23 protein-coding genes are annotated in these 21,996 nt (G+C 64.8%); 12 read left to right on the top strand and 11 right to left on the bottom strand.

Features of this window, described 5'->3' with window-relative positions; all coding sequences use genetic code 11:
- Positions 1–28: 28 nt before the first annotated feature.
- Together DM818_RS00455 and DM818_RS15275 are read left to right on the top strand one after the other, a co-directional pair.
- Complete coding sequence (locus DM818_RS00455) at positions 29–2,356, top strand: PAS domain S-box protein (protein WP_123124024.1); 2,328 nt, start codon at positions 29–31, stop codon at positions 2,354–2,356.
- Between the two features lie 111 nt (positions 2,357–2,467).
- Positions 2,468–2,593, top strand: a complete 126-nt coding sequence (locus DM818_RS15275; protein WP_268891804.1) for a hypothetical protein — start codon at positions 2,468–2,470, stop codon at positions 2,591–2,593.
- Between the two features lie 71 nt (positions 2,594–2,664).
- Here the strand turns inward: DM818_RS15275 and DM818_RS00450 are convergent, their stop codons facing one another.
- On the bottom strand, positions 2,665–3,039 hold the full coding sequence (locus DM818_RS00450; protein WP_075936202.1) for a tautomerase family protein: 375 nt from the start codon (positions 3,037–3,039) through the stop codon (positions 2,665–2,667).
- A 310-nt stretch (positions 3,040–3,349) separates the two neighbouring features.
- Here DM818_RS00450 and DM818_RS00445 point away from each other — a divergent pair, with 310 nt between their 5' ends.
- Positions 3,350–4,717 (top strand): outer membrane protein assembly factor BamB family protein, encoded by a 1,368-nt coding sequence (locus tag DM818_RS00445; protein WP_153952201.1) that lies wholly within the window; start codon positions 3,350–3,352, stop codon positions 4,715–4,717.
- 30 nt (positions 4,718–4,747) lie between these two features.
- Here the strand turns inward: DM818_RS00445 and DM818_RS00440 are convergent, their stop codons facing one another.
- The 5 genes from DM818_RS00440 to DM818_RS00420 all read right to left on the bottom strand — a co-directional run bounded on the left by DM818_RS00440 (position 4,748) and on the right by DM818_RS00420 (position 8,127).
- Positions 4,748–5,770 carry a hypothetical protein gene (locus DM818_RS00440; RefSeq protein ID WP_075936204.1) on the bottom strand — a complete coding sequence of 341 codons (1,023 nt, stop codon included), beginning with the start codon at positions 5,768–5,770 and terminating at the stop codon, positions 4,748–4,750.
- A 114-nt stretch (positions 5,771–5,884) separates the two neighbouring features.
- Positions 5,885–6,796: a DUF7139 domain-containing protein gene (locus tag DM818_RS00435; protein ID WP_123124026.1), complete on the bottom strand. Its 912-nt coding sequence runs from the start codon at positions 6,794–6,796 to the stop codon at positions 5,885–5,887.
- A gap of 48 nt (positions 6,797–6,844) precedes the next feature.
- Positions 6,845–7,060 (bottom strand): hypothetical protein, encoded by a 216-nt coding sequence (locus DM818_RS00430; protein ID WP_075936206.1) that lies wholly within the window; start codon positions 7,058–7,060, stop codon positions 6,845–6,847.
- The gene (locus DM818_RS00425) at positions 7,057–7,509 is read right to left on the bottom strand and encodes a hypothetical protein (RefSeq protein WP_123124027.1); all 453 of its coding nucleotides are present in this window, start codon (positions 7,507–7,509) and stop codon (positions 7,057–7,059) included. Before DM818_RS00425 ends, DM818_RS00430 begins: the two co-directional genes overlap by 4 nt.
- 51 nt (positions 7,510–7,560) lie before the next feature.
- The gene (locus tag DM818_RS00420) at positions 7,561–8,127 is read right to left on the bottom strand and encodes a hypothetical protein (RefSeq protein WP_123124028.1); all 567 of its coding nucleotides are present in this window, start codon (positions 8,125–8,127) and stop codon (positions 7,561–7,563) included.
- Positions 8,128–8,326: 199 nt separating this feature from the next.
- Here DM818_RS00420 and DM818_RS00415 point away from each other — a divergent pair, with 199 nt between their 5' ends.
- Together DM818_RS00415 and DM818_RS00410 are read left to right on the top strand one after the other, a co-directional pair.
- Positions 8,327–10,198 (top strand): ATP-binding protein, encoded by a 1,872-nt coding sequence (locus DM818_RS00415; RefSeq protein WP_153952200.1) that lies wholly within the window; start codon positions 8,327–8,329, stop codon positions 10,196–10,198.
- Positions 10,199–10,274: 76 nt separating this feature from the next.
- Positions 10,275–10,535, top strand: coding sequence for a ubiquitin-like small modifier protein 1 (locus tag DM818_RS00410; RefSeq protein WP_123124031.1), 261 nt, complete (start codon positions 10,275–10,277; stop codon positions 10,533–10,535).
- 27 nt (positions 10,536–10,562) lie between these two features.
- Here the strand turns inward: DM818_RS00410 and DM818_RS00405 are convergent, their stop codons facing one another.
- The 3 genes from DM818_RS00405 to DM818_RS00395 all read right to left on the bottom strand — a co-directional run bounded on the left by DM818_RS00405 (position 10,563) and on the right by DM818_RS00395 (position 15,586).
- Complete coding sequence (locus DM818_RS00405; protein WP_123124032.1) at positions 10,563–11,867, bottom strand: acetamidase/formamidase family protein; 1,305 nt, start codon at positions 11,865–11,867, stop codon at positions 10,563–10,565.
- A gap of 102 nt (positions 11,868–11,969) precedes the next feature.
- A complete protein-coding gene (locus DM818_RS00400; RefSeq protein ID WP_123124033.1) occupies positions 11,970–13,580 on the bottom strand; it encodes a hydantoinase B/oxoprolinase family protein in 1,611 nt (536 codons plus the stop codon).
- Positions 13,577–15,586 carry a hydantoinase/oxoprolinase family protein gene (locus DM818_RS00395; RefSeq protein WP_153952199.1) on the bottom strand — a complete coding sequence of 670 codons (2,010 nt, stop codon included), beginning with the start codon at positions 15,584–15,586 and terminating at the stop codon, positions 13,577–13,579. The genes DM818_RS00400 and DM818_RS00395 overlap by 4 nt, the downstream gene beginning before the upstream one ends.
- Before the next feature lie 228 nt (positions 15,587–15,814).
- Here DM818_RS00395 and DM818_RS15270 point away from each other — a divergent pair, with 228 nt between their 5' ends.
- A complete protein-coding gene (locus DM818_RS15270) occupies positions 15,815–15,940 on the top strand; it encodes a hypothetical protein (protein WP_268891803.1) in 126 nt (41 codons plus the stop codon).
- A gap of 12 nt (positions 15,941–15,952) precedes the next feature.
- Here DM818_RS15270 and DM818_RS00390 read toward each other — a convergent pair whose 3' ends face one another.
- Positions 15,953–16,312, bottom strand: a complete 360-nt coding sequence (locus DM818_RS00390; protein ID WP_075936213.1) for a glutathione S-transferase C-terminal domain-containing protein — start codon at positions 16,310–16,312, stop codon at positions 15,953–15,955.
- On the opposite strand from DM818_RS00390, the gene DM818_RS15120 reads away from it, so the two are divergent.
- A complete protein-coding gene (locus DM818_RS15120) occupies positions 16,292–16,756 on the top strand; it encodes an iron-containing alcohol dehydrogenase (RefSeq protein ID WP_075936214.1) in 465 nt (154 codons plus the stop codon). The two genes, DM818_RS00390 and DM818_RS15120, sit on opposite strands and share 21 nt — an antisense overlap.
- Here DM818_RS15120 and DM818_RS00380 read toward each other — a convergent pair whose 3' ends face one another.
- The gene (locus tag DM818_RS00380; RefSeq protein WP_075936215.1) at positions 16,757–17,572 is read right to left on the bottom strand and encodes an alpha/beta fold hydrolase; all 816 of its coding nucleotides are present in this window, start codon (positions 17,570–17,572) and stop codon (positions 16,757–16,759) included.
- Between the two features lie 206 nt (positions 17,573–17,778).
- Between DM818_RS00380 and DM818_RS00375 the strand changes: the two genes are divergently transcribed.
- The 5 genes from DM818_RS00375 (at position 17,779) to DM818_RS00355 (ending at position 21,994) form a co-directional block, all read left to right on the top strand.
- Positions 17,779–18,696, top strand: a complete 918-nt coding sequence (locus DM818_RS00375) for a CoA transferase subunit A (RefSeq protein ID WP_197738597.1) — start codon at positions 17,779–17,781, stop codon at positions 18,694–18,696.
- A gap of 1 nt (position 18,697) precedes the next feature.
- Positions 18,698–19,456 carry a CoA-transferase subunit beta gene (locus DM818_RS00370; protein WP_075936216.1) on the top strand — a complete coding sequence of 253 codons (759 nt, stop codon included), beginning with the start codon at positions 18,698–18,700 and terminating at the stop codon, positions 19,454–19,456.
- 185 nt (positions 19,457–19,641) lie between these two features.
- Complete coding sequence (locus DM818_RS00365; protein ID WP_075936217.1) at positions 19,642–20,142, top strand: acyl-CoA thioesterase; 501 nt, start codon at positions 19,642–19,644, stop codon at positions 20,140–20,142.
- Between the two features lie 187 nt (positions 20,143–20,329).
- Entirely contained in the window at positions 20,330–20,833 is a 504-nt protein-coding gene (nrdR, locus tag DM818_RS00360) for a transcriptional regulator NrdR (RefSeq protein ID WP_075938382.1), read from the top strand.
- Between the two features lie 150 nt (positions 20,834–20,983).
- The gene (locus DM818_RS00355) at positions 20,984–21,994 is read left to right on the top strand and encodes a ribonucleotide-diphosphate reductase subunit beta (protein WP_123124035.1); all 1,011 of its coding nucleotides are present in this window, start codon (positions 20,984–20,986) and stop codon (positions 21,992–21,994) included.
- The last annotated feature ends 2 nt before the right edge of the window (positions 21,995–21,996 follow it).

Raw genomic sequence — 21,996 nt, 5'->3', positions numbered from 1 at the left:
GCACGTCTCGATTCGGGGACGTACACGGATGGCCGATGCAATCTCCGTCCTGCACATCGACGACGAACCCAGTTTGAGTGAGATGGCCGCGACCTTCTTACAGCGAGAGGACGACCGGTTCACGGTCCAAACCGCGACGACGCCCGACGAGGGGCTGCGTATCTTAGCCGAGACCGACCTGGACTGTATCGTCTCCGATTATGACATCCCCCAAATGAACGGGTTGGAGATTCTCAAGACCGTCCGCGAGAAGTATCCGGATCTTCCGTTCATTCTCTACACCGGCAAAGGGTCCGAAGAAATCGCCAGCGAGGCGATTTCGGCCGGCGTGACGGATTACCTCCAGAAAGACACCGGAAAGAGCCAGTACACGATTCTCGCCAACCGCATCATCAACGCCGTCGAGCAGTACCGCTCGCAGCGCCGGCTGGACGCGAGCCAGGAGCGGCTGTCGCTGTTCTTCGAGCAGTCCCCCCTCGGTGTCATCGAGTTCGACGACCAGTTCCGCTTCCAGCGGGTCAACGAGGCCGCCCAGGCGATTCTCGGGCGGTCGGAAGCGGAGCTGGTCGGGGAGCAGTGGGAGACGATTGTCCCAGAATCCGACCGGGAAGACGTCGCCGCGGTCGTGACGGATATCCTGAACGCCTCCGGCGGATACCACAGCGTCAACGAAAACGTCACCGGCGACGGTGAGCGAATCGTCTGCGAGTGGCACAACCGTGCGGTCACCGACGACGCCGGCGACGTGGTGGCGGTCTTCTCGCAGTTTCGCGACATCACCGAAGCCCACCGCCGACAGACCCGCCAACAGCGCCAGCGCGAGGCGCTCGTCGAGTTAGCGACCGACGACGCCGTCACAGCGGGGGCCTTCGAGCCCGCGGTCAGACGGATTACGGAAACGGCGGCGGACGTTCTGGACGTCCAGCGAGTCAACGTCTGGCTGCTGGACGAGACGGACGGGGTCGTCCGGTGCGTCGACCACTACGACCGAGCGTCCGGGAGCCACGAGCGCGGAATGGAACTGGCCGTCGACGACTACCCTCACTACTTCGACACCCTCCAAGATAACTGGGCGCTCGCGGTCGAGGACACCGACGCGGACCCCCGCACGACCCACCTCACCGACGAGTATCTGGCACCCAACGATATCGACGCCCTGCTGGATGCAACGCTTCGGTCGGAAGGTGAGTTCGTCGGGATGGTGTGTCACGAACACGTCGACGGCGCGCGCGACTGGACCGAGGACGAAATCCAGTTCGCCGGCAACATCGCCGACCTGGTACATCGCGCGCGCCGGAACGAACAGCGGCGGGAGCGAGAGGCCAAGCTGGAGGAAGAACAGCTGTTCATCGAGCAGGCGCTGGATACGCTGAACGACATCTTCTACGTCGTCAACGTCGACGGGACGTTCCGACGCTGGAACAGCCATCTCTCGACGGTCACCGGCTACGACGACGACGAACTTGATACGATGGCGGCTGTCGAACTCTTCCCGCCCGACGAGAGACGACAAATTGCGGGCGCGATCGAAGAGACGTTCGAGACCGGCCGGGCGACGATCGAGGCAGAACTGCTCACGGCCGACGACGAGCGAATCCCCTACGAGTTCACCGGCGCGCGGCTCACCGACCCGGACGGGGAGACGGTCGGACTCGTGGGCGTCGGGCGTGACATCAGCCGACAGAAGGCGAACGAGCGCCAGCTCGAACGGCAAAACGAGCGGCTCGAAGAGTTCGCGGAAGTGGTCTCTCACGACCTGCAGAACCCGATGAGCGTCGCCAAGGGACGGTTGGAACTGGCCCGGGCCGACTGCGATAGCCAAGACCTCGACCAGATCGGCGACGCGCTCGACCGGATGCAACGGCTGATTGAGGATATGCTCTGGCTCAGTTCGGAGGGACAGGACATCGGAGCGACGGAGCCTGTCGACTTCCGTGCGACTGTCGACGCTGCGTGGCGTCTCGTCGCCGACGCCCACGAGGACGCCGAACTCATCGTCGACGGCGAGGGAGCCGGCGAGTGGTCGCACGTCCTGGCCGACGAGGACCGACTCAGACAGGTGCTCGAAAACCTCTTTCGGAACGCCATCGACCACGCCGGACCAGCGGTCACAGTCCGCGTTCACAAGACCGACCGCGGCTTCGCGATTGCAGACGACGGGCCGGGTATCCCGCCCGAGGAACGCCACCGGGTGTTCGACGTAGGCTACTCGACATCGACGAACGGCACCGGCTTCGGATTACAGATCGTCGAGCAAGTCGTCGAGGCGCACGGCTGGGACGTTCACGTGATTGACGGTCCAGCCGGCGGTGCTCGGTTCGAGATAACCGGGGTCGAGGTGCTCGACCCATCGTGAGTTCCTTGTCTTAATCGAGCGGCTCCGCCGTCGTTTCTGTACCGTTCGAGGCCGATGGAGTTGGTGCCGCTCGCCAGTAGACACAAATGGCCCGGGAGAGATATCAGCACAATGCGAACGTCCACGGCCGTCGTGGCGCTCGGTGGCGTCTTGTTCGCCCTCCCGCTTCCCGGAACGTTCACGCTCGGTGCGGTTGTCGCACTCGTGGGTGCGGTGCTCCGCTGGTTCGGGAGGTAACAACGGCGCACGCGAGCACAGAGAACGGTCACACCCGAGCACTCCGGTCTCTGACCCACGGTCGGGAGGGCTTACTCCGGACGCCACTCGCCCCCGACGCGGTTGACGCCCATCATCGACTCGCCGGGGTGTTCGGTGAAGACGACTTTCATATTCTCCTCGGGGATGTCGAACTCCGCGCCGGCGTACTCCATCGTGGCGAGTCCGAACGCGCGTTTGCGCTCGTGTGACCGGCCGCGGCGAATCTCGGCGTCGAGAAACAGCAGCGGACCGTCGACGGCTCGCCCGAGATAGAGGTCCGACCGCTCGCGGTCGCGGAACGTCACGGCGACGTGCCCGGCTGTCGTGTCCATCTCGGCGGTGTACAACTCCGTGACGCGGGCTGCAAATGCGCTCTTGTCAGCGTCGGATAGCGGTGCACTCGTGTCGAACTGCAACAACGGCATGAGCGTAGTCGTCCGTGAAGACGGATTTAGCTTCCGCTGACGCCGGCGTTCAGCGGACACATCCACGAATCCAACCCCACCGACCGAACCGCGGACGCCGCGGCATCAGGCTCGCGTGCTCTTTATACGATAGCTGTGGAGCATAATGATGCTGGCTGGAACGCACAACAGTGTCAGAAGGTGAACTGTGCGTCGGTGGGCGGTGTAGTGTCGCCGAATGCACTGGTCGCCCACCGGTCTCTCCACGAGGTGCTGTCGGGCGTACCGTCCACAACTATGAATTATAGGGGATGGCGATACATCCCGTACCATGAACACCAACGCCGCCGGTACCGAGCAGTGGCGTTTCACCGCCGACGACGCCGTCAACTCGTCTCCGACGATTGTCGACGGGACCGTGTACGTCGGCGACGACGCCGGCCATCTCCACGCGCTGCAGGCGAGTACGGGGCGACAGGAGTGGCAGTTCGACATCTCGGATGTGGAAGACGTGTTCTCTGGCACCTTTCGGAACTCCTCGCCAGTCGTGGCTGACGGGACGGTCTACTTCCAAGTCTCGCTGGGCACGAGCGGCTGTCTGTGCGCTGTCGACGCGCGCACCGGAGAGTTCCGCTGGTCCTTCGAGAACGGAAGTACGGTCTTTACGTCCGCGACGATTTCTGAAGATACGGTGTTCTTCGGCGATGTGGATCTGTACGACGGGTCCAGCGGCTTCTACGCCGTGGACCGAGCGACCGGGGCACAGCGGTGGACACAGACGTTCGAAGCGGGGTTCAATTCGTCCCCGACGGTCGTGGACGACACCGTCTACGTCGGGTGTGACGACGACCACGTGTATGCGTTCGATACGGCGAACGGGAGACAGCGGTGGGCATTCGAGGCGAACGACCAGGTTCGGTCCTCGCCGACAGTGGTAAACGGAACGGTGTACGTCGCCAGCGATTCCGCAGGGGGGATTGACTACTCCGGAAAGGTGTACGCGATCGACGCGCAGACCGGAACACAACGGTGGCGGTTCGATCCGGAAGCGGGGTCGATACGAACCTCTCCCACGGTCGCCGACGGAACCGTGTACGTCGGGACGACGAATCTCGAGGCGATCGACGCGGCGACCGGGAGACGGCGCTGGCAGTTCGAAACAGCCGATTCGATACGTTCCTCGCCGACGGTGGCGGGATCGACGGTGTACATCGGCAGCCACGATACGCGTCTGTACGCGGTCGATACGGAGACCGGTCGGCAACGCTGGGCGTTCGAAACGGACGACCCGGTCCAGTCTTCGCCGACGGTCAAAGACGGAACCGTCTACGTAGGCGGGCAGGATGCCACGGTGTACGCTATCGCTGCAGAGTCCCCCGATGTCGACAGCCGTGGGTCGCGAGTGCTCTTGGGCACGCTCGGCCACCACGACGGCCGAACGACGGCATCGAAGACGGTCGACAAGCGTGTCTCCGACACGCCCGACCGAGCGGACGCCGGCGCGTCGAACACCAACGTCTTCGACAGAGCCGAGCCGGCCGGTCAGTCGACTGCGACGGCCAACCGAGAGCCCACTGCAGCGTCATCGAGCGCCGGTGCCGACAGCGTGAGCTTCTGTCCTCACTGCGGAGCCGATATGACGGACGCTCCGGGAGACGCGTACTGCCCACACTGCGGGGGCCAGCTCCGCGACGACTGAGCGACCCGGTCCGGTCGACCGGACAGCGACTCAGTCCTCGCCGGCCTCGGCTTGCTGTTGGCCGGCGCTGTCGTCCTGTTCGTCCGAGCGAGCGGCCACGAGCCCGCCACGAGCAACGCTGTAGAGCGGTTCGTCCACGTGCATCACCTCGCTGATGCTGAACGGGATGTTGGAGCCTTCGAGGTGGTCCTGGAACAGCTCTTTGAACCCGTCCGGGCTGGCGGTCCCACCGGTGACGACGACCGGGACGTCGAGACCCTCCTCGATGTCCTCCTCGTCGACCTCCGCGACGATGTTCTCGATGACGTACTCGAGCAGGTTCTCGTAGTAGATGGACAGCGCGCCCTCGACGCCGCCGACGTCGGTCTGGAAGTCCAGCGCGAAGTCCTCCTCCTTGATTGAGGTGACCTTATCGACCGGCGTGCCGGTCGCCTGAGCGGCCTGTTCGTCGACCCAGTCGCCACCGCGGGCGACGGAGAACTTCATCACCGGCACCGCGTAGTAGGAGAGACAGACGTTCGTCATCCCGGCACCGAAGGAGATGCCCAGCCCGGTGAACGAGTGGTCTGCCAGCTCGGAGTAGATGACGGCCATCCCCTCGTTGATCGGCTCGGCGTCGTACCCCATGTCGTTCAGGAACGACTCGATGGTCTTCTGGTGGTACAGCGTCGAGAGGTCGCTGTCGATGGGGTCCGCGGGCGAGGAGAAGTACAGCCGCTCGCCGGGGCGGTCCGGCTCGCCGACCACCTGCTCGATGATGAGCTTCATCATCGGGATGGCCGACTGCTCGTCGCTGGAGAGGATGCCGTGTTGCATCGGACGGCGCGTCTCCTTGTTGAAGATGTTCGCGAAGTTCAACGCGTCGTCACCGACGACGTACACCTTGTCGTCCTTGCGGATGTGGAGCACGTCACTCCGGGAGAGCATCTGCTCGGCCATGTCGGAGTACTCGATTTCCACGAATGAGTTTCGCTGCTGGACGAACACCGTGTCGGTTCCCTCTTGACTCGCCGACAGGATATTCATCGTGCCCACGTCGAGACCAATTGCCATACAGATACCCCGGCGGCCCTATCTCATAAATCTATTCGCCGTTTTCGTTCAGCGTAATTGCTGCCATCTCTCCCGCGGTCTGTACGTCAATACAGCTCACTGTAGCGCGACGACTCAGTTCGACAGCCACGAGCGCAGCCGCGCGACGACACCTTCGGAGTCGTCGGCCACGGGGTCGACCTCGTCGTCGCGCTTCTGCTCTCTGAGCTCGTTCAGCGCCGCGGTCTGGTCGTCGACCGTCGACTCCGATGTCTGTACGTCACGGTCGCCGCCCTTGAGCTGTCGAAGCCCCTCGACCTGCGCGTCGACGCCCCCGGGGTTGACCGTCGTTTCGGCCTCGGCGTTCAGGCTCCCGCCCGCGTCGTCGGCGTAGTCTTCGCGAAACGAGAGGTCCCGGTTGTTATCTTTCTCGACACCGCCCCAGGAGAGTTCGACGTCGGACATGGCCGCGTCGATGTCGGCCTGCACCTCCTCGTCGCTGATGTGTTCTTCCGGCTCTTCGGTCGCGGTCTCGTCAGGGACGGTCGCGGTCGTCTGTGCCCGCTCCAGCTGGTGGGCGACGAGCGCGCTTCCGGTGACGGCGGCCAAGAGCGCGAGGCCGACTGCGTAGGTCCCGACCACCAGAAGCGTGTTCTGTGTCCCGAACTCGAACCACCGTTCGGGGTACGAGAGCAGGAAGGCGATGCTCGCGACGACGGTGATGGCGATGCCGACGAGTCCGGCGACCTGTGCCCGGCGTTCGGTTGGCAACAGCACCACGACCGAAAGCAGCGCGAGGGGGACCGAGAGCATTCCGAGGAGATACCCCGGCTGTGCCAGCGCGAAGTAGCCGGCGGTCCGGAGACCGTAGAGGCTGGCTCCGGCGACGAACAACACGAGTCCGATCGCGGCACACGCGACGCCCGCGAAGAAGAGACCGAAGCCGAGATACACCTCTGACTCTGTTTCCGGCTCACCGATGTATCGCTCGTAGAGCCCGAGCAGCGCATTCTCCGGGGGCGTGTCGGTGGTGTCGTCCTCGGTCATCGAGCGACGGTACTCACCCGGTGAATATGATAGTTTGGCTCGAACCCCTCAGCCGTCGGAACGCTCCTCGTCCGTCTCCTCACGTTTGACATCCTGCAACTGCGAGACGGCGTCGTCGTCGCTCGTGGTTCGGGTCTGCGTGACGTTATCGGGGTCGAGCCGCTGCTCGCCGGCGTTTGCCGACGCCGACTCCGACTCGGTCTCCGACGACTCGGCGTCGTCTCCACCGAACAGCCACCGTCGCACGCGGTCGAGTAGCGTCATCGGTAGTGTTTGAACAGAATCGCCTTCACGTCGTCACGCGTCCGGGCCGTCTCGGTGGTATCGTCGGGCAACTCGACCTCGTAGCGTGCATCGCCCTCGGCCTCGTGCCACTTCTCCTCGTGGTCTTCGAGCAGATTCAACATCCCGGGGCCCGCTCCGACACCGCCGGCCGGACCACTGGATTCCTGGTCGCTCTCCGACCCGCCGTCGGACGGCTCCGTCTCGTCCGTCGCCGCATCGTCGGCTGTCGCCGCCGTGTCGGCAGCCGCACTCGGCGCGTCTCCCGTCGCAGCCGTCGGGTCGTCGGCCGCTTCGGCCACGTCGAGCAGGTACGCCATCACGTCGGTCGGTTGGACCGAGGTGTACTCGCCGGCGTGTGCCGCCGTCAGTTGGTCTCGAATCGCAGCGAACCGCTCCTGTTGGTCGTCCGTGATTTCAACGGTCGGCATATCTCCCTCTTCTCGGGACGGTACAAAACAGTCGGCACTCACACGGGGTTGTCACGCCGTCTCGTCCGGGTCGGTTGCCGCGTCCCCGTCGCCGCTCTCCGTATCACCCGCAGCCGACCCGGCAGAGCCGTTCGAGGCTTCTTCGGTAGCAGCGGCCGCGGAGTCTGTGTCACCGGCACCGTCGCCGGCGTTGGCCGCAGGGTCCCCGTCCGCATCGCTCGCGTCAGGGTCAGAGACTGCGACGACGGTTGCGTCGCCGCGTTGGAGTGTGTCCCGCCGCGAGTCGCCGGCCGAAACGTCGATACCCGGCTCCGATTCAGTAACCGTCGTCGACTCGAGAGTGCCGCGGAACTGGAACTCGCCGCCGGCAGACGAATCGTCGTCCGTCGGTGCGTCCGGCGGTGCGGTGTCATCGTCGACGCGGGCGATACCGTCCGGGATAGCCTCCGGGAACACCGCCTGGAACCGGGTTAACGCGTCATCCCACGACTCGATTGGAGCGTCCTCTCGCCGGTGGTCGGCCAGCACCCCCACGTGCGAGCACTCCTCGCACACCTGCGAAACCGCCTCGTCGAGCTCGAAGACGGTTACGTCGCCACCACACCGGGGACAGTCCATACGTCCGGGTATATCTCGGAGCGACAAATCATTCGTGGTCGCTACGCCGGGACCGGCGGTTGCCGGTCCTGCCGAGGCGGGGCAGAGACCGCGAGCGGTGTCGCAACTCCGATTCACGCGAAAGCCGGCCCCATGGCTCCGAAAACGGCGATTAACCCACCGCAAGAATGCTTATATCCACCGGCCGGCTCCCTCTAGCATGGAGTTGTCCACGTCTGCGTATGAAGCTCTTCTCTCGCAGTCGACGGGGATGTTGACGGTCATCGACGAAACCGGAGACGTTCGGTACCAGAGTCCCGGACTCGGCCTTCTCGGCTACGCCGATGCCGACCTCGTCGGCGAAAACGTCTTTCTGCACGTCCACCCCGAGGACCGAGAGCGCGTCCTCGATTCGTTCAAGCGACTGACGACCGGTGCGGTCGATGGCGACGTCGAAGCGGTCGAGTACCGATTTCGGGAGAGCGACGGGTCGTGGCACTGGGTCGAATCGCGCGGCACGGCCGAGCCGGTGTCCGAACTCGGTGGCTACGTCGTCGATAGCCACAGCATCGAGAAGCGAAAGGCGGCCGAGCAGGACCGCTCGGACATCCTCGACCGGATGACCGACGGCTTCTTCGCCGTCGACCGAGAGTGGAAGATTACGTACACGAACGACGCGGGACGGGAAATTCTCGGCCGCGCGATGGGATACAATCCGGAGACCGCGGTGTTCGAAGGCCGCCACCTCTGGAAGGAAGTTCCCGAGGCCGTCGGGACGACGTTCTACAACAAGCACCATCAGGCGCTGAAGAAACAGACGCCGGTCACGTTCGAGGAGTACTACGAGCCGCTGGATGCGTGGCTCTCGATTCGCACCTACCCGTCCGAACAGGGGTTGTCCATCTATTTCCGCGACATCACCGAGCAACGACCGCGCGAGCAGACGCTCGAACACCGAGAACGCGTCCTGCGTGAGATGCACACTCTCACCGCCAACCGCGACACGTCGTTCACCGAGAAGATTCAGGCGCTGCTCGCGCTCGGCCGGGACGAACTCGGCACGGAGTACGGCTCGCTGTCGCACATCGACGGCGACGAGTACATCTTCGAAGTCGTCGACACCGACAACGATGATATCGAAGCAGGCGACGTGGTTCCGGTCGAGGCGACGAACTGTGAACGCGTCGCCAGCGAGACCGAGACGTTGGTCGCCGGCAACGTGCAACGAGATACGCCCGAGGAGACCGAGCGCGCGGGCTACGCAGAGTGGGGCGTATCGTGTTATCTCGGTGCCCCCGTAATCGTCGACGGCAAGGTGTACGGGACGTTCTGTTTCTACGACACCGAGCCGCGCGAACAGCAGTTCGGCGACTGGGAGGTCACCATCGTCGACCTGCTTGCCCACTGGGCGAGCTACGAACTCCAGCGAGAACAGACGACCGAACAGCTCACCGAGCAGAACCGACGGCTCGACCGGTTCGCCTCGATCGTCAGCCACGACCTCCGCAATCCGTTGAGCGTCTTCGAGGGCCGGCTCGAGATGGCCCGCGAGACGGGCGACGCCGAACACTTCGACGCCGTCGAACGCGCCCTCAACCGCATGCAACAACTCATCGAGGACCTCCTCTCGTTGACCAGAGCGGAGATGGAAATCGAGGAGACGGAGCCGATCACCCTCGACTCGCTGGCCGACGAGTGCTGGGAGGTGGTCGCGACGGACGATGCCACACTGACCACCGGCGGTGACGTCGACGAGGCGTTCTTCGGTGACAGGTCACGCGTGAAGCAGCTCTTGGAGAACCTGTTGCGAAACGCCGTCGAACACGGGGGCGACGACGTGCAGGTTCGCGTCGGATCGCTCCCGGACGGCTTCTTCATCGAGGACGACGGTCCCGGTGTTCCGCCGGACGCACGCGACGACGTCTTCGGGTGGGAGTACTCGACCCGAGAGCAGGGCACCGGACTCGGACTGAGCATCGTCAGGTCCATCGCCCACGCCCACGGCTGGCAGGTCCGTGTCACGGACAGCGAGACCGGCGGTGCACGGTTCGAGGTGACTGGAGTGCGGTCCTCCTCGCCCGCGAAGGCGTAACGCGTCTCCGAGGCGGTCGAACTGTACCGTTTCCCGCGCCACACAACTCTTGTCGCTACTCCCCGATACTCGGCCTATGAAGATTCAGGTGTACGGACAGCTGCGGTCCGTGACCGGGAGCAAGACGGTCGCGCTCTCGCCGGCAGACCAGACGGTCGGCGGGGTCGTCGCTGCGCTCCGCGAGTCGTACCCGAAGCTCGATTCGCATCTGGTCGACTGCGACGGGGAGCTTCGACCGAGCGTGCGCGTCGTCGTCGACGGCGAGAAAGCGACGATGGACACTGACTGTCCGCCAGACGCAGACGTGAAGCTGTTTCCCGCGATGCAGGGCGGGTGACGACGCCTCCGAGTCCCGCGCCGAACGTTACAGGTCGTACGTCGCCCGGACAGTCTCGGCCAGCCCCGTCTCCTCGAGCAGGTCCATCGGGACGAGCATGGATAGCTGGACGACTCCCGGCAGGCGTGCAACCTCGACGCCGCCGGTGAACGTACAGCGGCCGCGCACCTCGCCTTCGGTCATCCCGAGGAGGTTCCCGGCCCGGTCGAAGGCGTTCTCGGTGGCTTCGTTAATCGTCGCGCCGGAGCCGATGAACTGGACCGGTGCGGCGTCGGCAAGCTCGTCGACGTCGTACTCGTCGGCGACAGCCGCTCCGGCCTCGCGCTCGGCGTCGGTGTACGGCTTCGCGATGTGCGGGAGGTCCTCCTCGTTCGGCAACAGCAGCGGACCGTCGAGATTCACGTCCTTGACGACGGAGACCTCCAGTTCCGTCTTCCCGCTCACGTCCGTCGTGTGCAGAGAGAGTTCGCCGTCGCCCTGATTGGCGTGGAGGTCACCGACGTACAGCCCGCCGCCCTCGATGCGCACCGGACAGATGAGCGTCGCCCCGGCGCGCACGTCGTTCGAGTCCATGTGGCCGTCCGTTCGCGACTCCAGGGCCGCCTCGTCCTCGACGCCCCAGTCGTGTTCGGCACCGATGAGGAACTGGCCGAAGTCGCCGGCGTTGTGCGAGTCGGGATACTCCTCGCCCGGCGTCGTGCCGATGTTGCCGATGAACGGCCGCAGCCGACCGAGTGCCCCCGGCATCTCGTCGGGACCGTAGAGCAAAATCGGATGTTGACGCGAGTTGTCCGGGAGCTGCATCGCCTCGTGGGCGTCGTCGGCGAGCATATCCGCGCCGTCGCGCCCGACCGTCACGCCGACCGTGTGGTCGTCGTCGAACGCCACCGTGTAGCCGTACTCGAAGCCGAACGAGGAGGCGTTCGCGCCACACTCCGCGCACCGAATCGACTCCTCGCCCGTCCCCTCGACGATGCTGTCGGGCCACTCGGTGCCACACTCCGGACAGACGTGGTCGACGAACGGGTCGTCGCCGAAGGCACCCTCGCGTTCGGCCATGCTCCCCGTCGAGGTCGCGAGACTCGTCACCTCCACGTCGTTGATTTCGACCACGAGCGCGTCGCCGGGCTCGGCGTTCTCGACGCGAATCGGCCGGGTCACCTCGTGGCCGCCGCGGAACTCCGGCGTAATCATCGGCCCCCAGCAGGCCGGCGGCGTGTGGGTGCGGACCGTGCCTCCGTCGGCGACCGTGCCAGCCCACTCCTGCTCGGGACCGACCAGTCCCAGCGTGAACACGTCGACGTCTAACTCCTCCTGAACCTGTTGAGACATACGGTGTGTGTATCGGTAGCATCCAGCTTAACCGTTGATGCACCACGGCCGTTTTGCCGTCTCTCGGTCGATTCTCCGGCGGTTCGCCTCGGCTCTTCGAGTTCAGGTGTCGTCGGCATCGGCTCCCGTCTTCTCGTCCCGGCGGTCGTTCGCTCGGGCTTCGGCTGCTCGCTCGTCAGGGTCGCCGTAGCCGCCCCCGCCGGGCGTCTTCACCGTCACCGTCGTTCCCGCCGAAACCGTCTCGGTCGTCTTTGCGGGCACTCTCTGGCCGTCGATGTAATTCTCGCCCGTCGTCCCGTCGTTGCCGCCGCGCGTCCCTGCCGGGGAGACCTGCCGGCGCTCGGTGAGTAGCGAGACGGTCGCATCCGCTTCGACGGTCACCGACCGGACGAGTCCGAGCCCACCACGGTAGCGGCCATCGCCACCACTGTTTGGACGAAGCGTGTAGGATTCGACGCGCAGCGGATACTCCGCTTCAAGCGCCTCAATCGGTGTGTTGAGCGTATTCGTCATGCCGACTTGCACGCCGTCCATGCCGTCGCGGGCCGGTCGCCCGCCGAAGCCACCAGCAATCGTCTCGTAGTACGTGAAGTCGGTCTCGGTGCGACCACCGATGATGAGGTTGTTCATCGTTCCCTGCCCCTGTGCCGGTATCTCCTCGGGGAGCGCCTCGGCGAAGGCGGCCAGCACGACATCCGTGACACGCTGGCTCGTCTCGACGTTTCCACCGACGACAGCGGCTGGCTGTGTCGGGTTGAGCAACGACCCTGCCGGCGCACGCACCGTGACCGGCTGGTAACAGCCGTCCGTGGGTGGGATGTCCGGGTCGGTCACCGCACGAACGACGAAGTAGACTGCGCTCTTCGCGACTGACAACGGCGCGTTCATGTTGCCGTCCACCTGGTCGGCGGTCCCGTCGAAATCAACCGCGACCGTCTCCCCGTCGACCGTGACGGTCACCGCGATCGGAATCGGCTCGTCGGTGACGCCGTCCCCTTCGAGCACGTCGCGCGCCTCGTAGGTCCCGTCGGGAATCGTCGCGATTTCGTTCTCGGTGCGCTCGCGGGAGTAGTCGATGACCGCGTCGAACGCATCGAGAATTCGCTCGCGACCGTGGCTCTCGACCAACTCGGCGATCCGCTCGTTCGCGCGGTCGTTGGCCGCCAACTGTGCCCGCAGGTCGGCCCGCCGCTCGTCGGGGTTGCGAACGTTCGCGAGGACGAGCGACACCACGTCCTCGTCGAGGGTGCCGTTCTCCACGAGCCTGACTGCGGGCAGCCGAAGCCCCTCCTGATAGATTTCCGTCGCACCGGCGGGCATACTGCCGGGAGTCATTCCTCCGATATCGCCGTGGTGGGCGCGCGTGACCCCGTATCCGAGGATCTCTCCCTCGACGACGAGGGGCGCAACAATCGTCACGTCCGGGAGGTGTGTCCCGCCGTCGAACGGGTCGTTGAGCACGTATGCATCGCCGGGCTGGGGGTCGCGAGCCATCACGGTCTCGACGGCCTCCGGCATCGCTCCGAGATGGACGGGGATATGCTCCGCCTGTGCGACCATCCGTCCCTCAGCATCGAAGAGGGCAGTCGAGCAGTCCTGTCGCTCCTTGATGTTCGGAGAGTACGCGCCGTGAATCAGGACGTGGCCCATCTCCTCGGCGATGCCCGACAGCTGGTGGCGGAGCACTTCGAGCGAGACCGCGTCGAGACTCACGCCTGCTCACCCCGATTCAACACCAGCGTTCCGTCCGGGCGGACGGTACCGGTCCAGCTCGGGCGGACGACGACGGTGCTCTCGTCGTCCTCGACGACCGCTGGTCCGTCGATTCTCTCGTCCGGAGCGAGGCTCTCCCGGACGTACACCGGTATCGTCCGGCGGCTCCCGTCGAACACGCCGTATCGGTTCCGTACCGGCGTGTCATCGCCACCCGTGTAGCTAGTCGGAGGAACGTCGTTTTCGACGCTCGCAGCGACGCGGAGCGTGACGAGTTCGACCTGCTCGTCCATCTGGTACCCGTATGCGCGCTCGTGGGCCGTGTGGAACCGGTCCCGCATCGCCTCGATTGAGAGCGGGTCGTCCACCCCGACCTCCAGTTCGAAGCTCTGTCCGGCGTACCGGAGGTCAGCCGTCCGCTCGACGTGCTGCTCGGAGCCGAGCGTGCTCTGACCGCGGGCGTCTTCGGTGAGGTCATCGTACACCGCTTCCAGCTCACCGGGCTCCGTTTCGGCGAGTCCGGTCCGATGGGTCCGTACGGCGTCGTGTTGTTCGTCTGCGCCGAGCAGCCCGTACGCGGATAGGACACCGCCTGCGAGCGGCACGACGACGCAGTCGATGTCGAGGCGTTCGGCGAGTGCGGTCGCGTGCATCGGGCCGGCCCCACCGAAGGCCACGAGACCGAACTCCCGAGGGTCGTAGCCGCGTTCCACCGTCACGGAGCGAATCGCACGCGTCATCTTCGCGTTCGCGACTCGGTACACGCCGGCCGCTGCCTCGCGGGCGGAATCCAGCCCCGCCTCGTCGGCCAGCGATGCCAACGCCTCGCGTGCAGCGTCCGCGTCGAGTGACACCTCGCCGCCGAGGGTCGCGTCCTCGCCGAGATACCCCAACAGGAGGTTTGCGTCGGTCACCGTCGGCTCGGTGCCACCGCGCCCGTAGCAGGCCGGGCCGGGGGTTGCGCCGGCCGACTCCGGTCCGACGCGGAGTGCACCGCCGGCATCGACCCACGCAATCGAGCCGCCGCCGGACCCGACCGTCGTCACGTCGACCATCGGTGTCGCAATCGGGTGGCCGCCGACTTCACCGTCCGTCGTGCGGGCGATTTCCCCATCTCGGACGAGACTCACGTCGCTGGAGGTACCACCCATGTCGAACGTGACGAACCCCTCGAATTCGGTCGGGTCGACCGACCGCTCGGCGCTCGTCGCCGCCCCGACGACGCCCGCCGCCGGTCCCGACAGCACGGTGGTGACCGCGTGGTCTCGCACGGTCTCGGCGTCGGCAATCCCGCCGTTCGACTGCATCACCCGAGGTGACGGAATCCCGAGCCGCTCGGCTCGGCTGGTGAGTTCGCCCAGATACGAATCGATCGCCGGCCGGACGTACGCGTCGGCTACCGTCGTCGACGTGCGCTCGTACTCGCGGAAGGCGGACAACACCTCGTGTGAGACCGAAACCGGAACGTCCAGCCTCTCTCTGAGTATCTCGGCGACCGTGGATTCGTTGGCACCGTCCCTGTAGGCGTGAAGCAGCGAGATCGCCACGCTCTCCGCGTCCTCGAGTTCGTCGGCGAGCGCGTGTACGTCCGCCGTGTCGACCGGCTCCTCGATGCCGTCGACGGTCGTCCGTTCGGCGATTTCGAACCGGTTCCTGCGCGGGACGAGCGGCGGCGTCTTCTCGGCGTCGAGGTCGTACAGCGACGGCCGCGTCTGGCGGCCGATTTCGAGCACGTCACGAAACCCGGCCGTCGTCACGAGGGCCGTTTCGGCCCCCGTTCGCTCCAACAGCGCGTTCACCGAGACGGTCATCGCGTGGGTGAACGCCTCGATATCGCTCGGGGCGATGTTCGCCCGCTCGCACGCCTTCTCGATGCCAGCTACGACGCCCTCGCTCTGTGCTTCCGTCGACGGGACCTTCGCGGTCGCGAGCCCCGCCTCCGTCAGCAGCGCGACATCGGTGAAGGTGCCACCGACATCGACGCTCACGCGTGGCACCGCTACCACGAGCGCTCCCGTCCAGTTCGTTGCTTGCTCATGTCCGTGTCGCTCGTGGGTATACAACAGCGATTTCATCAAAAGCGTTGCTGGGGACGCCGTCGGTGTGCGTCTCCCGTCGTCCAGAAGAGATACGTTCCGAGCGTCCGTACTACGACTGTGCTCGTCCCACCGCTCCCACGCGCGTCGTCGTTTCCCGCAGCCGACCGCGCCGTCCCGACCGAGGCGCGAGTCTGAATGGCTGAGTCGCCGGACGATGAGGCGGAGACCTCCGCTAGCGTGGCCGGGATTCCGCTCCCGTACGTCGCCATCGGCGCGCTCGTTCTCGCGGCGATCGTCTTCCTCATCGGAGCCGCGATTTAGCCGCCCGGCGCGCTACGGCGACTGCGACGACACGTCGGCTGCCGTCGGAAGCCGGTCTCGGTCGTGTGCGGCCTCGTAATCGAGCTGTGGGCCAATCGGCGTGAGCTCCCCCTGGTAGTAGCCGTCGTCTTTGATATGCTCCATGCGGACGGTCTCGGCGACGCCCGGCGTCTGGTAGAGGTCGCGCAGATACGGCCACAGGTTGTCGTACTGGTGGAGATACTGCCTGTTGCACTTGAACGCCGTGTGGTAACACTCGTCGAACCGAATCAGCGTCGGGAACATGCGCACGTCGGCGAGCGTGAGTCGGTCATCGGCGAGATACCGCTGGTCGGCGAGCACGTCGTCCCAGTGGTCGAGGGCGTCGAACACGTCGGCGACGGCGTCGTGCTCGCACAGTACGGCATCTCCACTCCCGGCCGGTACAAGGCCTCGATCATCCACGCGTTCGGCCACGGCTTCTCCCACGACTACGACGTTCACCAGGGGACCATCCACGCGGTCGTCGCGCCCCACGTCCTCCGATTCGTCTTCGAGCAGGTCGACGGGAGTCGGACCGCGCTGGCGCGAGCGTTCGGCGCACGAACCGAGGCCACGGACGACGGCGAACTCGCTGAGGCGGCCGTCGCAGGCGTCGAGTCGGTCCGTGACGACCTCGGGCTCCCGAGCCGGCTGCGCGACATCGACGAACTGCGCGAGGCGTCGCTTCCGAGCATCGCCGTGGAAATCGTCGAGGACGGCCTGATGGACGCCCGGCCGGAGGGCGTGGCGGTCGACGCCGACGCCGTCGAGGGCGTGCTCCGCGACGCGTGGTAGCTACAGGTCGTCGAGAAACGCGAGCAGCTCACGAGTGAACCGCTCCGGCCGTTCGAGAAACGGCGAGTGTCCGACGCCGCGGTAGACGCTGTGTTGCGCGCGGGGGTTCTCCGCGTGTAGCTCACCGGTCGCCGGGTCGACCACTCGGTCGTCCGCGCCGTGGGTGACGAGCACGGGGAGGTCGACGCTGGTCGCAAGCGCCTCGTGGTCGACCGTCCGTGACCGGAGCGCGTCGCGGACGCGTGGTGGACAGAGCGCGTTGTAGCCGGCCATCAACGCGAGTTCCCGCTCCGAGGGCGGCTCCGCCTGACACACTCGGACGAGTCCCTCGATTGCTTCGATGCTCCGTTCGGCGTCGGTGTCTGTCAGTCCGTCCATGAGCGCGATGTACTCGCTCCCCAGCCGCTCGGTCGCCGACTCGGTTCCGATCGCCGACACCGCCCCGACGAGATTGATGCCGGCAACCCTGTCGGTCCCACGCTCGGCGAGGTAATCGAGCAGGGCCAACCCGCCGTAGGACCACGCGACCACCACCGGCGCGTCGGCGCCGGCGCTGTCGAACACGGCCGCTAGGTCGGCCGCCCACAGCGCCGACTCGTCGTAGGCGTCCTCGGGTTTTCCCGAGCGCCCGTGACCCCGAAGGTCCGGGGCGACCAGACGATACGACTCGGCCAGCCGGGAGTCGAACTGCTCGCGCCACGACAAGCGGCTCTGTGAGTAGCCGTGCAGGAAGACGACCCGGCGAGCGTCTGCCGGTCCCGTCGCATCCACGCGAATATCGGTGTTGTCACCGCCCGAGACGGTCCAGGAGTCCATTGGAACACGCTGCACTGCCGGGGACTTCACTGTTTCCCGGGGCCGGGCTGTGTTGTGCGACACCGGCGGTCGCGACCGCGCTGTGACAGTCGGCTCACGAACATGAGAGGCCCCCGCCGGCATCTGTGACTTTATGTTGGTGTCCTCGGTACTCTGTGTCATGGCTGTCAACAGAGATACAATCGAAGCTCCGCGGGGCGTGTGAGATGTCGAAACAACTGGACATGGCGGGGGCAATCGACGCCGCCGTCGAGGACGGCCAGACCATCTATCTCGGCGGGTTCACCCACCTGATACCCTTCGCTGCGGGACACGAAATCATCCGGCAGGGGTACGAGGGACTCACGGCCGCACGAGCGACACCGGACCTCATCTACGACCAGCTCATCGCAGCGGGCTGCGTGGACGACGTGATTTTCTCGTGGGCCGGCAACCCCGGCGTCGGAAGTCTCCGCGCGTTCCGACGCGCCGTCGAGGAGGCGGTACCCCACGCCATCGGGCTCGAGGAGTACTCGCACTTCGGGTTAGTCACCCGCCTTGAGGCCGGTGCGCGACGGCTTCCGTTCCTCCCGTTGCGCTCGTACGTCGGCTCCGATTACATCGAGCACACCGACGCGATACGACTGATCGACAACCCCTACGACGGCGACCTCGACGAGATTCCCGTCGTGCCGGCGCTCAACCCCGACGTGGCGATCGTCCGCGCACAGCGGGCCACCGAGGACGGCAGCGCACAGCTGTGGGGGATTTTGGGCGAAATCGTCGAGGCGGCCTTCGCCGCCGACACGGTCGTGTTGAGCGTCGAGGAAATCGTCGACGAGGACGTGATTCGGTCCGACCCGAACCGGACGTTCATCCCCGATTCGGTCGTCGATTACGTCGTCGAGGAGCCGTACGGCTCACACCCCTCGTACGCGCAGGGGTACTACGGCCGTGACAACGAGGCGTACCTGACGTGGGACGAGCAGAGCCAGAGCCACGAGGGGACACAGGAGTGGCTCGACGAGTGGGTCTACGGCGTCGACAACCGTCGCGAGTATCTGGAGAAGCTGACGCCGAAGCGACTGCTCGACTTGGAGCCGACGACCAACTACGCGACGCCCATCGACATGGGGGAGTACTGAGATGCCACCGTACACTGACACCGAACTGATGATAACCCGCGCGGCACAGGAACTCGAAGACGGCGACACGACGCTCGTGGGCGTCGGGGTCCCGAACATCGCCTGCAACCTGGCGAAGCGGACCCACGCGCCGGAGTTGGAGATGATATACGAGTCGGGAACTATCGACTCGAACCCCTCACAGCTACCGCTGTCGATCGGTGACCCCGTGCTGGCGTCGAACGCCAAGAGCGTCGTGCCGATGACACAGAGCTTCGGGAACTATCTACAGGCCGGACGCATCGACGTGGGCTTTCTCGGCGGGGCACAAATCGACCGCGAGGGCAACATCAACTCCACCGTTATCGGCGACTACGACGACCCGACCGTCCGACTGCCGGGGAGTGGCGGCGCGTGTGAAATCGCGAGCAACACCCACCGGACCATTATGATTACGCCACACACGAAGCGGCGATTCCCCGAGGAGGTGGATTTCATCACGAGTCCCGGCTACGTCGGCGGACGAGAGAATCGCACGGAGCTGGGGCTTCGCGGCGGGCCGGAGGCCGTCATCACCGACAAGGGCGTCCTCCGGTTCGACGAGTCGGGCGAGATGTATCTCGCCGCGATTCACCCGAGTTCGACGGAAGCAGCGATTCAGGAGGCGACCGGCTGGGACCTCACCGTTGCCGACGACGTGTCGGAGACGCGGACCCCGACGCCGGAAGAGATTGCTCTCATCCGCGAGGACCTCGACCCCGACGGCATCTACACGGAGTAACCCGGATTCCTCGTGTTCTCGTTTTGATTCGTTCCCGCGAGACTCGACTGTGGACCGACCCGCGCCGCGGAGCAGCTGTCGAGTCGAACAGCGGCCAGCGGCCGATATGATGCCCCGGAAGAACAAGCTAGCTTGTGTAATTGCAATTTGAATAGTATTTTGTAGCCGTTCGCCGCAGGGGACGTATGCCATCGACGCGACACACGAGCGAGACGGCGACGCTCGATAGCTCCCACACGGAGATGAGCGAGATTCTGATGCCGAACGACACGAACAACCTCGGCCGCGCGCTCGGCGGTTCTGTCCTCCACTGGATGGATATCTGTGGGGCAATCTCCGCGCGACGGTTCTCCAACTGTCAGGTCGTCACGGCCGCGATGGACCACGTCGACTTCATCGCCCCCATCGACTTGGGCGATGTCGTGACCATCACCGGCTACGTGTTCGACACCGGCGAGACGAGCATGGACATCAAGGTAGACGTACAAGCAGAGCGCCCGGCCGAGGGCGAATCGGCCGACGCGGCGACGTCCTTCTTCAGCTTCGTCGCGCTGGATGCAGACGAGACGCCCGCCGCCGTCCCGGACCTGGAGTGTCCGTCGACGGCACAACAGGAACTGCGGGACGAGGCCCTGGCCCGCCGACAGGAGCGCCGGCAGGCGCTCGCCGAGACAGCCGACGACTGATAATCGCCACGACGGTTCTCGCGGGCGTCTCACCCCCCGTGTGACGACGTAGAACAAGTAAGATTGTATTACATCAAATTATTTGGGAAGGGTTTATGTGAATCGCGCCAACACCAGATATTGCGGCTCACATCTGAAGCCCCTACATATGGGGGTTAAGAGCCTGGAGTGACGACTAATGGCAATTATGAACTGTCCCGACTGCGGCCACGAGCGAACGCGCGTCATCGACACCGAGAGCAGCGGCGACGGGTCGTCGGTCCGACGACGCCGCGAGTGTCAGCGCTGTTCGTTCCGGTTCACGACGTACGAGCGCCCGGAGTGGGACTCGCTCCAGGTGAAGAAACGCGACGGAACCATCGAACCCTTCGACCGGGCGAAACTCCGCGCGGGCATCGACCGAGCAGTCGAGAAGCGAGACGTGTCGGCGACGGCGGTGGCGGAGCTCGTCGACGAAATCGAGGCGACGGTACAGGGTCGCGACACCCAAATTGTCTCCTCGACGTTCGTCGGCGAGCTCGTCTCCGAGCGGCTGCGCGAGATTGACAAGGTCGCGTACATCCGATTCGTCTCGGTGTACAAAGCGTTCTCAGAGCCGGAGGAGTTTCTCCGCGAGCTCGATGCGGTGCTCGATGCCGAAGTCGACGACTTCGAACCGGCCGCACCAGACGACGATCCACCGAACTCATGAGCCAACGATTAACGACGACACCGGACAGCCGGTCGATTCTCGACCGGACACGCACAGACATCGAGACGACTGTACTCGAACGCACTGAACCAATGAACGACGGAAACAGAACCCGACCAACAGGGGCCGATTCCTCCGGGGGACGTGCTAATGACTGAAAACAAAACGACAGGGAGAGAGACAGAGACCGACATCTTCTCAGAACGAACGCAGCTGAAACCGTACGAGTACGCCGATTTCCTCGACTACAAGGATGCGATACGGAACAGCTACTGGGTTCACACGGAGTTCAACTTCTCAGGAGACGTTCAAGATTTCAAGACCAACACAACTCCTGGCGAGAAAACCGTCATGAAACGGACGATGTTGGCTATCGCACAGATCGAGGTTCAGGTCAAAACGTTCTGGGCAGATATCTACGACGAGATGCCCAAGGCGGAAGTCGGGAACGTCGGCATGACCTTCGCGGAGAGTGAGGTCAGACATATGGACGCGTACAGCCACCTCCTCGACATCTTGGGGATTACGGAGGACTTCGAGGCGGTGACCGATGTGCCGGCAATCGAGAAGCGAATCGAGTACCTTGACGAGTACCTTGAAAAGGGTGAGAGTGACGACGAACAGGAGTACGTGATGAGTATCCTGCTGTTCTCCGCGTTCGTCGAGCACGTCTCGCTGTTCTCGCAGTTCCTCATCATGATGAGCTTCGATAAACACGAGAAGAAGTTCAAAGGGATCGCGAATGCCGTCGAAGCGACCAGCAAGGAGGAGCAGATCCACGGACTGTTCGGCGTCGAACTAGTGGAGACGATTCGCGAGGAGAATCCAGGCCTCTTCGGTGAGGGGTTCGACGAAGAGGTGCAGGAGGCCTGTCGACAGGCGTTCGAGGCCGAAATGGAGATACTGGACTGGATATTTGCTGAGGGCGAACTGGAGTTCCTCCCTCGGGAACACGTCGACACGTTCCTGCGGGACCGGTTCAACCAGAGTCTCAAGAACGTCGGTGTAGAGCCGATATTCGAGCCGGACGAGGACCTGCTTGAGGAAACGCGATGGTTCGATGAGGAGATTCTGATGACGAAGGACAACGACTTCTTCAGCAAGCGATCGACCACGTACAACAAGCACGCGCAGAGCGTGACCGCGGAGGATATGTTTTAACG

The sequence above is a fragment of the Halosegnis longus genome (assembly GCF_009663395.1).
Taxonomy (GTDB): domain Archaea; phylum Halobacteriota; class Halobacteria; order Halobacteriales; family Haloarculaceae; genus Halosegnis; species Halosegnis longus.
The sequence above is the reverse complement of the archived record's forward strand: the minus strand, read 5'-3'. Positions and strand labels throughout refer to the sequence as shown.

Bases quoted from the DNA above. Each gene is read 5' to 3' on its own strand.
- DM818_RS00430 (WP_075936206.1), bottom strand. From the start codon at position 7,060: ATGACGCTACTCGACCGCGTGCGACGGTGGCTGTTCGGTGGAGACGAC.
- DM818_RS00455 (WP_123124024.1), top strand. From the start codon at position 29: ATGGCCGATGCAATCTCCGTCCTGCACATCGACGACGAACCCAGTTTG.
- DM818_RS00410 (WP_123124031.1), top strand. From the start codon at position 10,275: ATGAAGATTCAGGTGTACGGACAGCTGCGGTCCGTGACCGGGAGCAAG.
- DM818_RS00355 (WP_123124035.1), top strand. From the start codon at position 20,984: ATGACTGAAAACAAAACGACAGGGAGAGAGACAGAGACCGACATCTTC.
- DM818_RS00440 (WP_075936204.1), bottom strand. From the start codon at position 5,770: ATGGCAATTGGTCTCGACGTGGGCACGATGAATATCCTGTCGGCGAGT.
- DM818_RS00380 (WP_075936215.1), bottom strand. From the start codon at position 17,572: ATGGACTCCTGGACCGTCTCGGGCGGTGACAACACCGATATTCGCGTG.
- DM818_RS00375 (WP_197738597.1), top strand. From the start codon at position 17,779: ATGTCGAAACAACTGGACATGGCGGGGGCAATCGACGCCGCCGTCGAG.
- DM818_RS15270 (WP_268891803.1), top strand. From the start codon at position 15,815: ATGGCTGAGTCGCCGGACGATGAGGCGGAGACCTCCGCTAGCGTGGCC.
- DM818_RS00435 (WP_123124026.1), bottom strand. From the start codon at position 6,796: ATGACCGAGGACGACACCACCGACACGCCCCCGGAGAATGCGCTGCTC.
- DM818_RS00405 (WP_123124032.1), bottom strand. From the start codon at position 11,867: ATGTCTCAACAGGTTCAGGAGGAGTTAGACGTCGACGTGTTCACGCTG.
- DM818_RS00425 (WP_123124027.1), bottom strand. From the start codon at position 7,509: ATGCCGACCGTTGAAATCACGGACGACCAACAGGAGCGGTTCGCTGCG.
- DM818_RS00365 (WP_075936217.1), top strand. From the start codon at position 19,642: ATGCCATCGACGCGACACACGAGCGAGACGGCGACGCTCGATAGCTCC.
- DM818_RS00450 (WP_075936202.1), bottom strand. From the start codon at position 3,039: ATGCCGTTGTTGCAGTTCGACACGAGTGCACCGCTATCCGACGCTGAC.
- nrdR (WP_075938382.1), top strand. From the start codon at position 20,330: ATGAACTGTCCCGACTGCGGCCACGAGCGAACGCGCGTCATCGACACC.
- DM818_RS00445 (WP_153952201.1), top strand. From the start codon at position 3,350: ATGAACACCAACGCCGCCGGTACCGAGCAGTGGCGTTTCACCGCCGAC.
- DM818_RS00415 (WP_153952200.1), top strand. From the start codon at position 8,327: ATGGAGTTGTCCACGTCTGCGTATGAAGCTCTTCTCTCGCAGTCGACG.
- DM818_RS15275 (WP_268891804.1), top strand. From the start codon at position 2,468: ATGCGAACGTCCACGGCCGTCGTGGCGCTCGGTGGCGTCTTGTTCGCC.
- DM818_RS00420 (WP_123124028.1), bottom strand. From the start codon at position 8,127: ATGGACTGTCCCCGGTGTGGTGGCGACGTAACCGTCTTCGAGCTCGAC.
- DM818_RS00370 (WP_075936216.1), top strand. From the start codon at position 18,698: ATGCCACCGTACACTGACACCGAACTGATGATAACCCGCGCGGCACAG.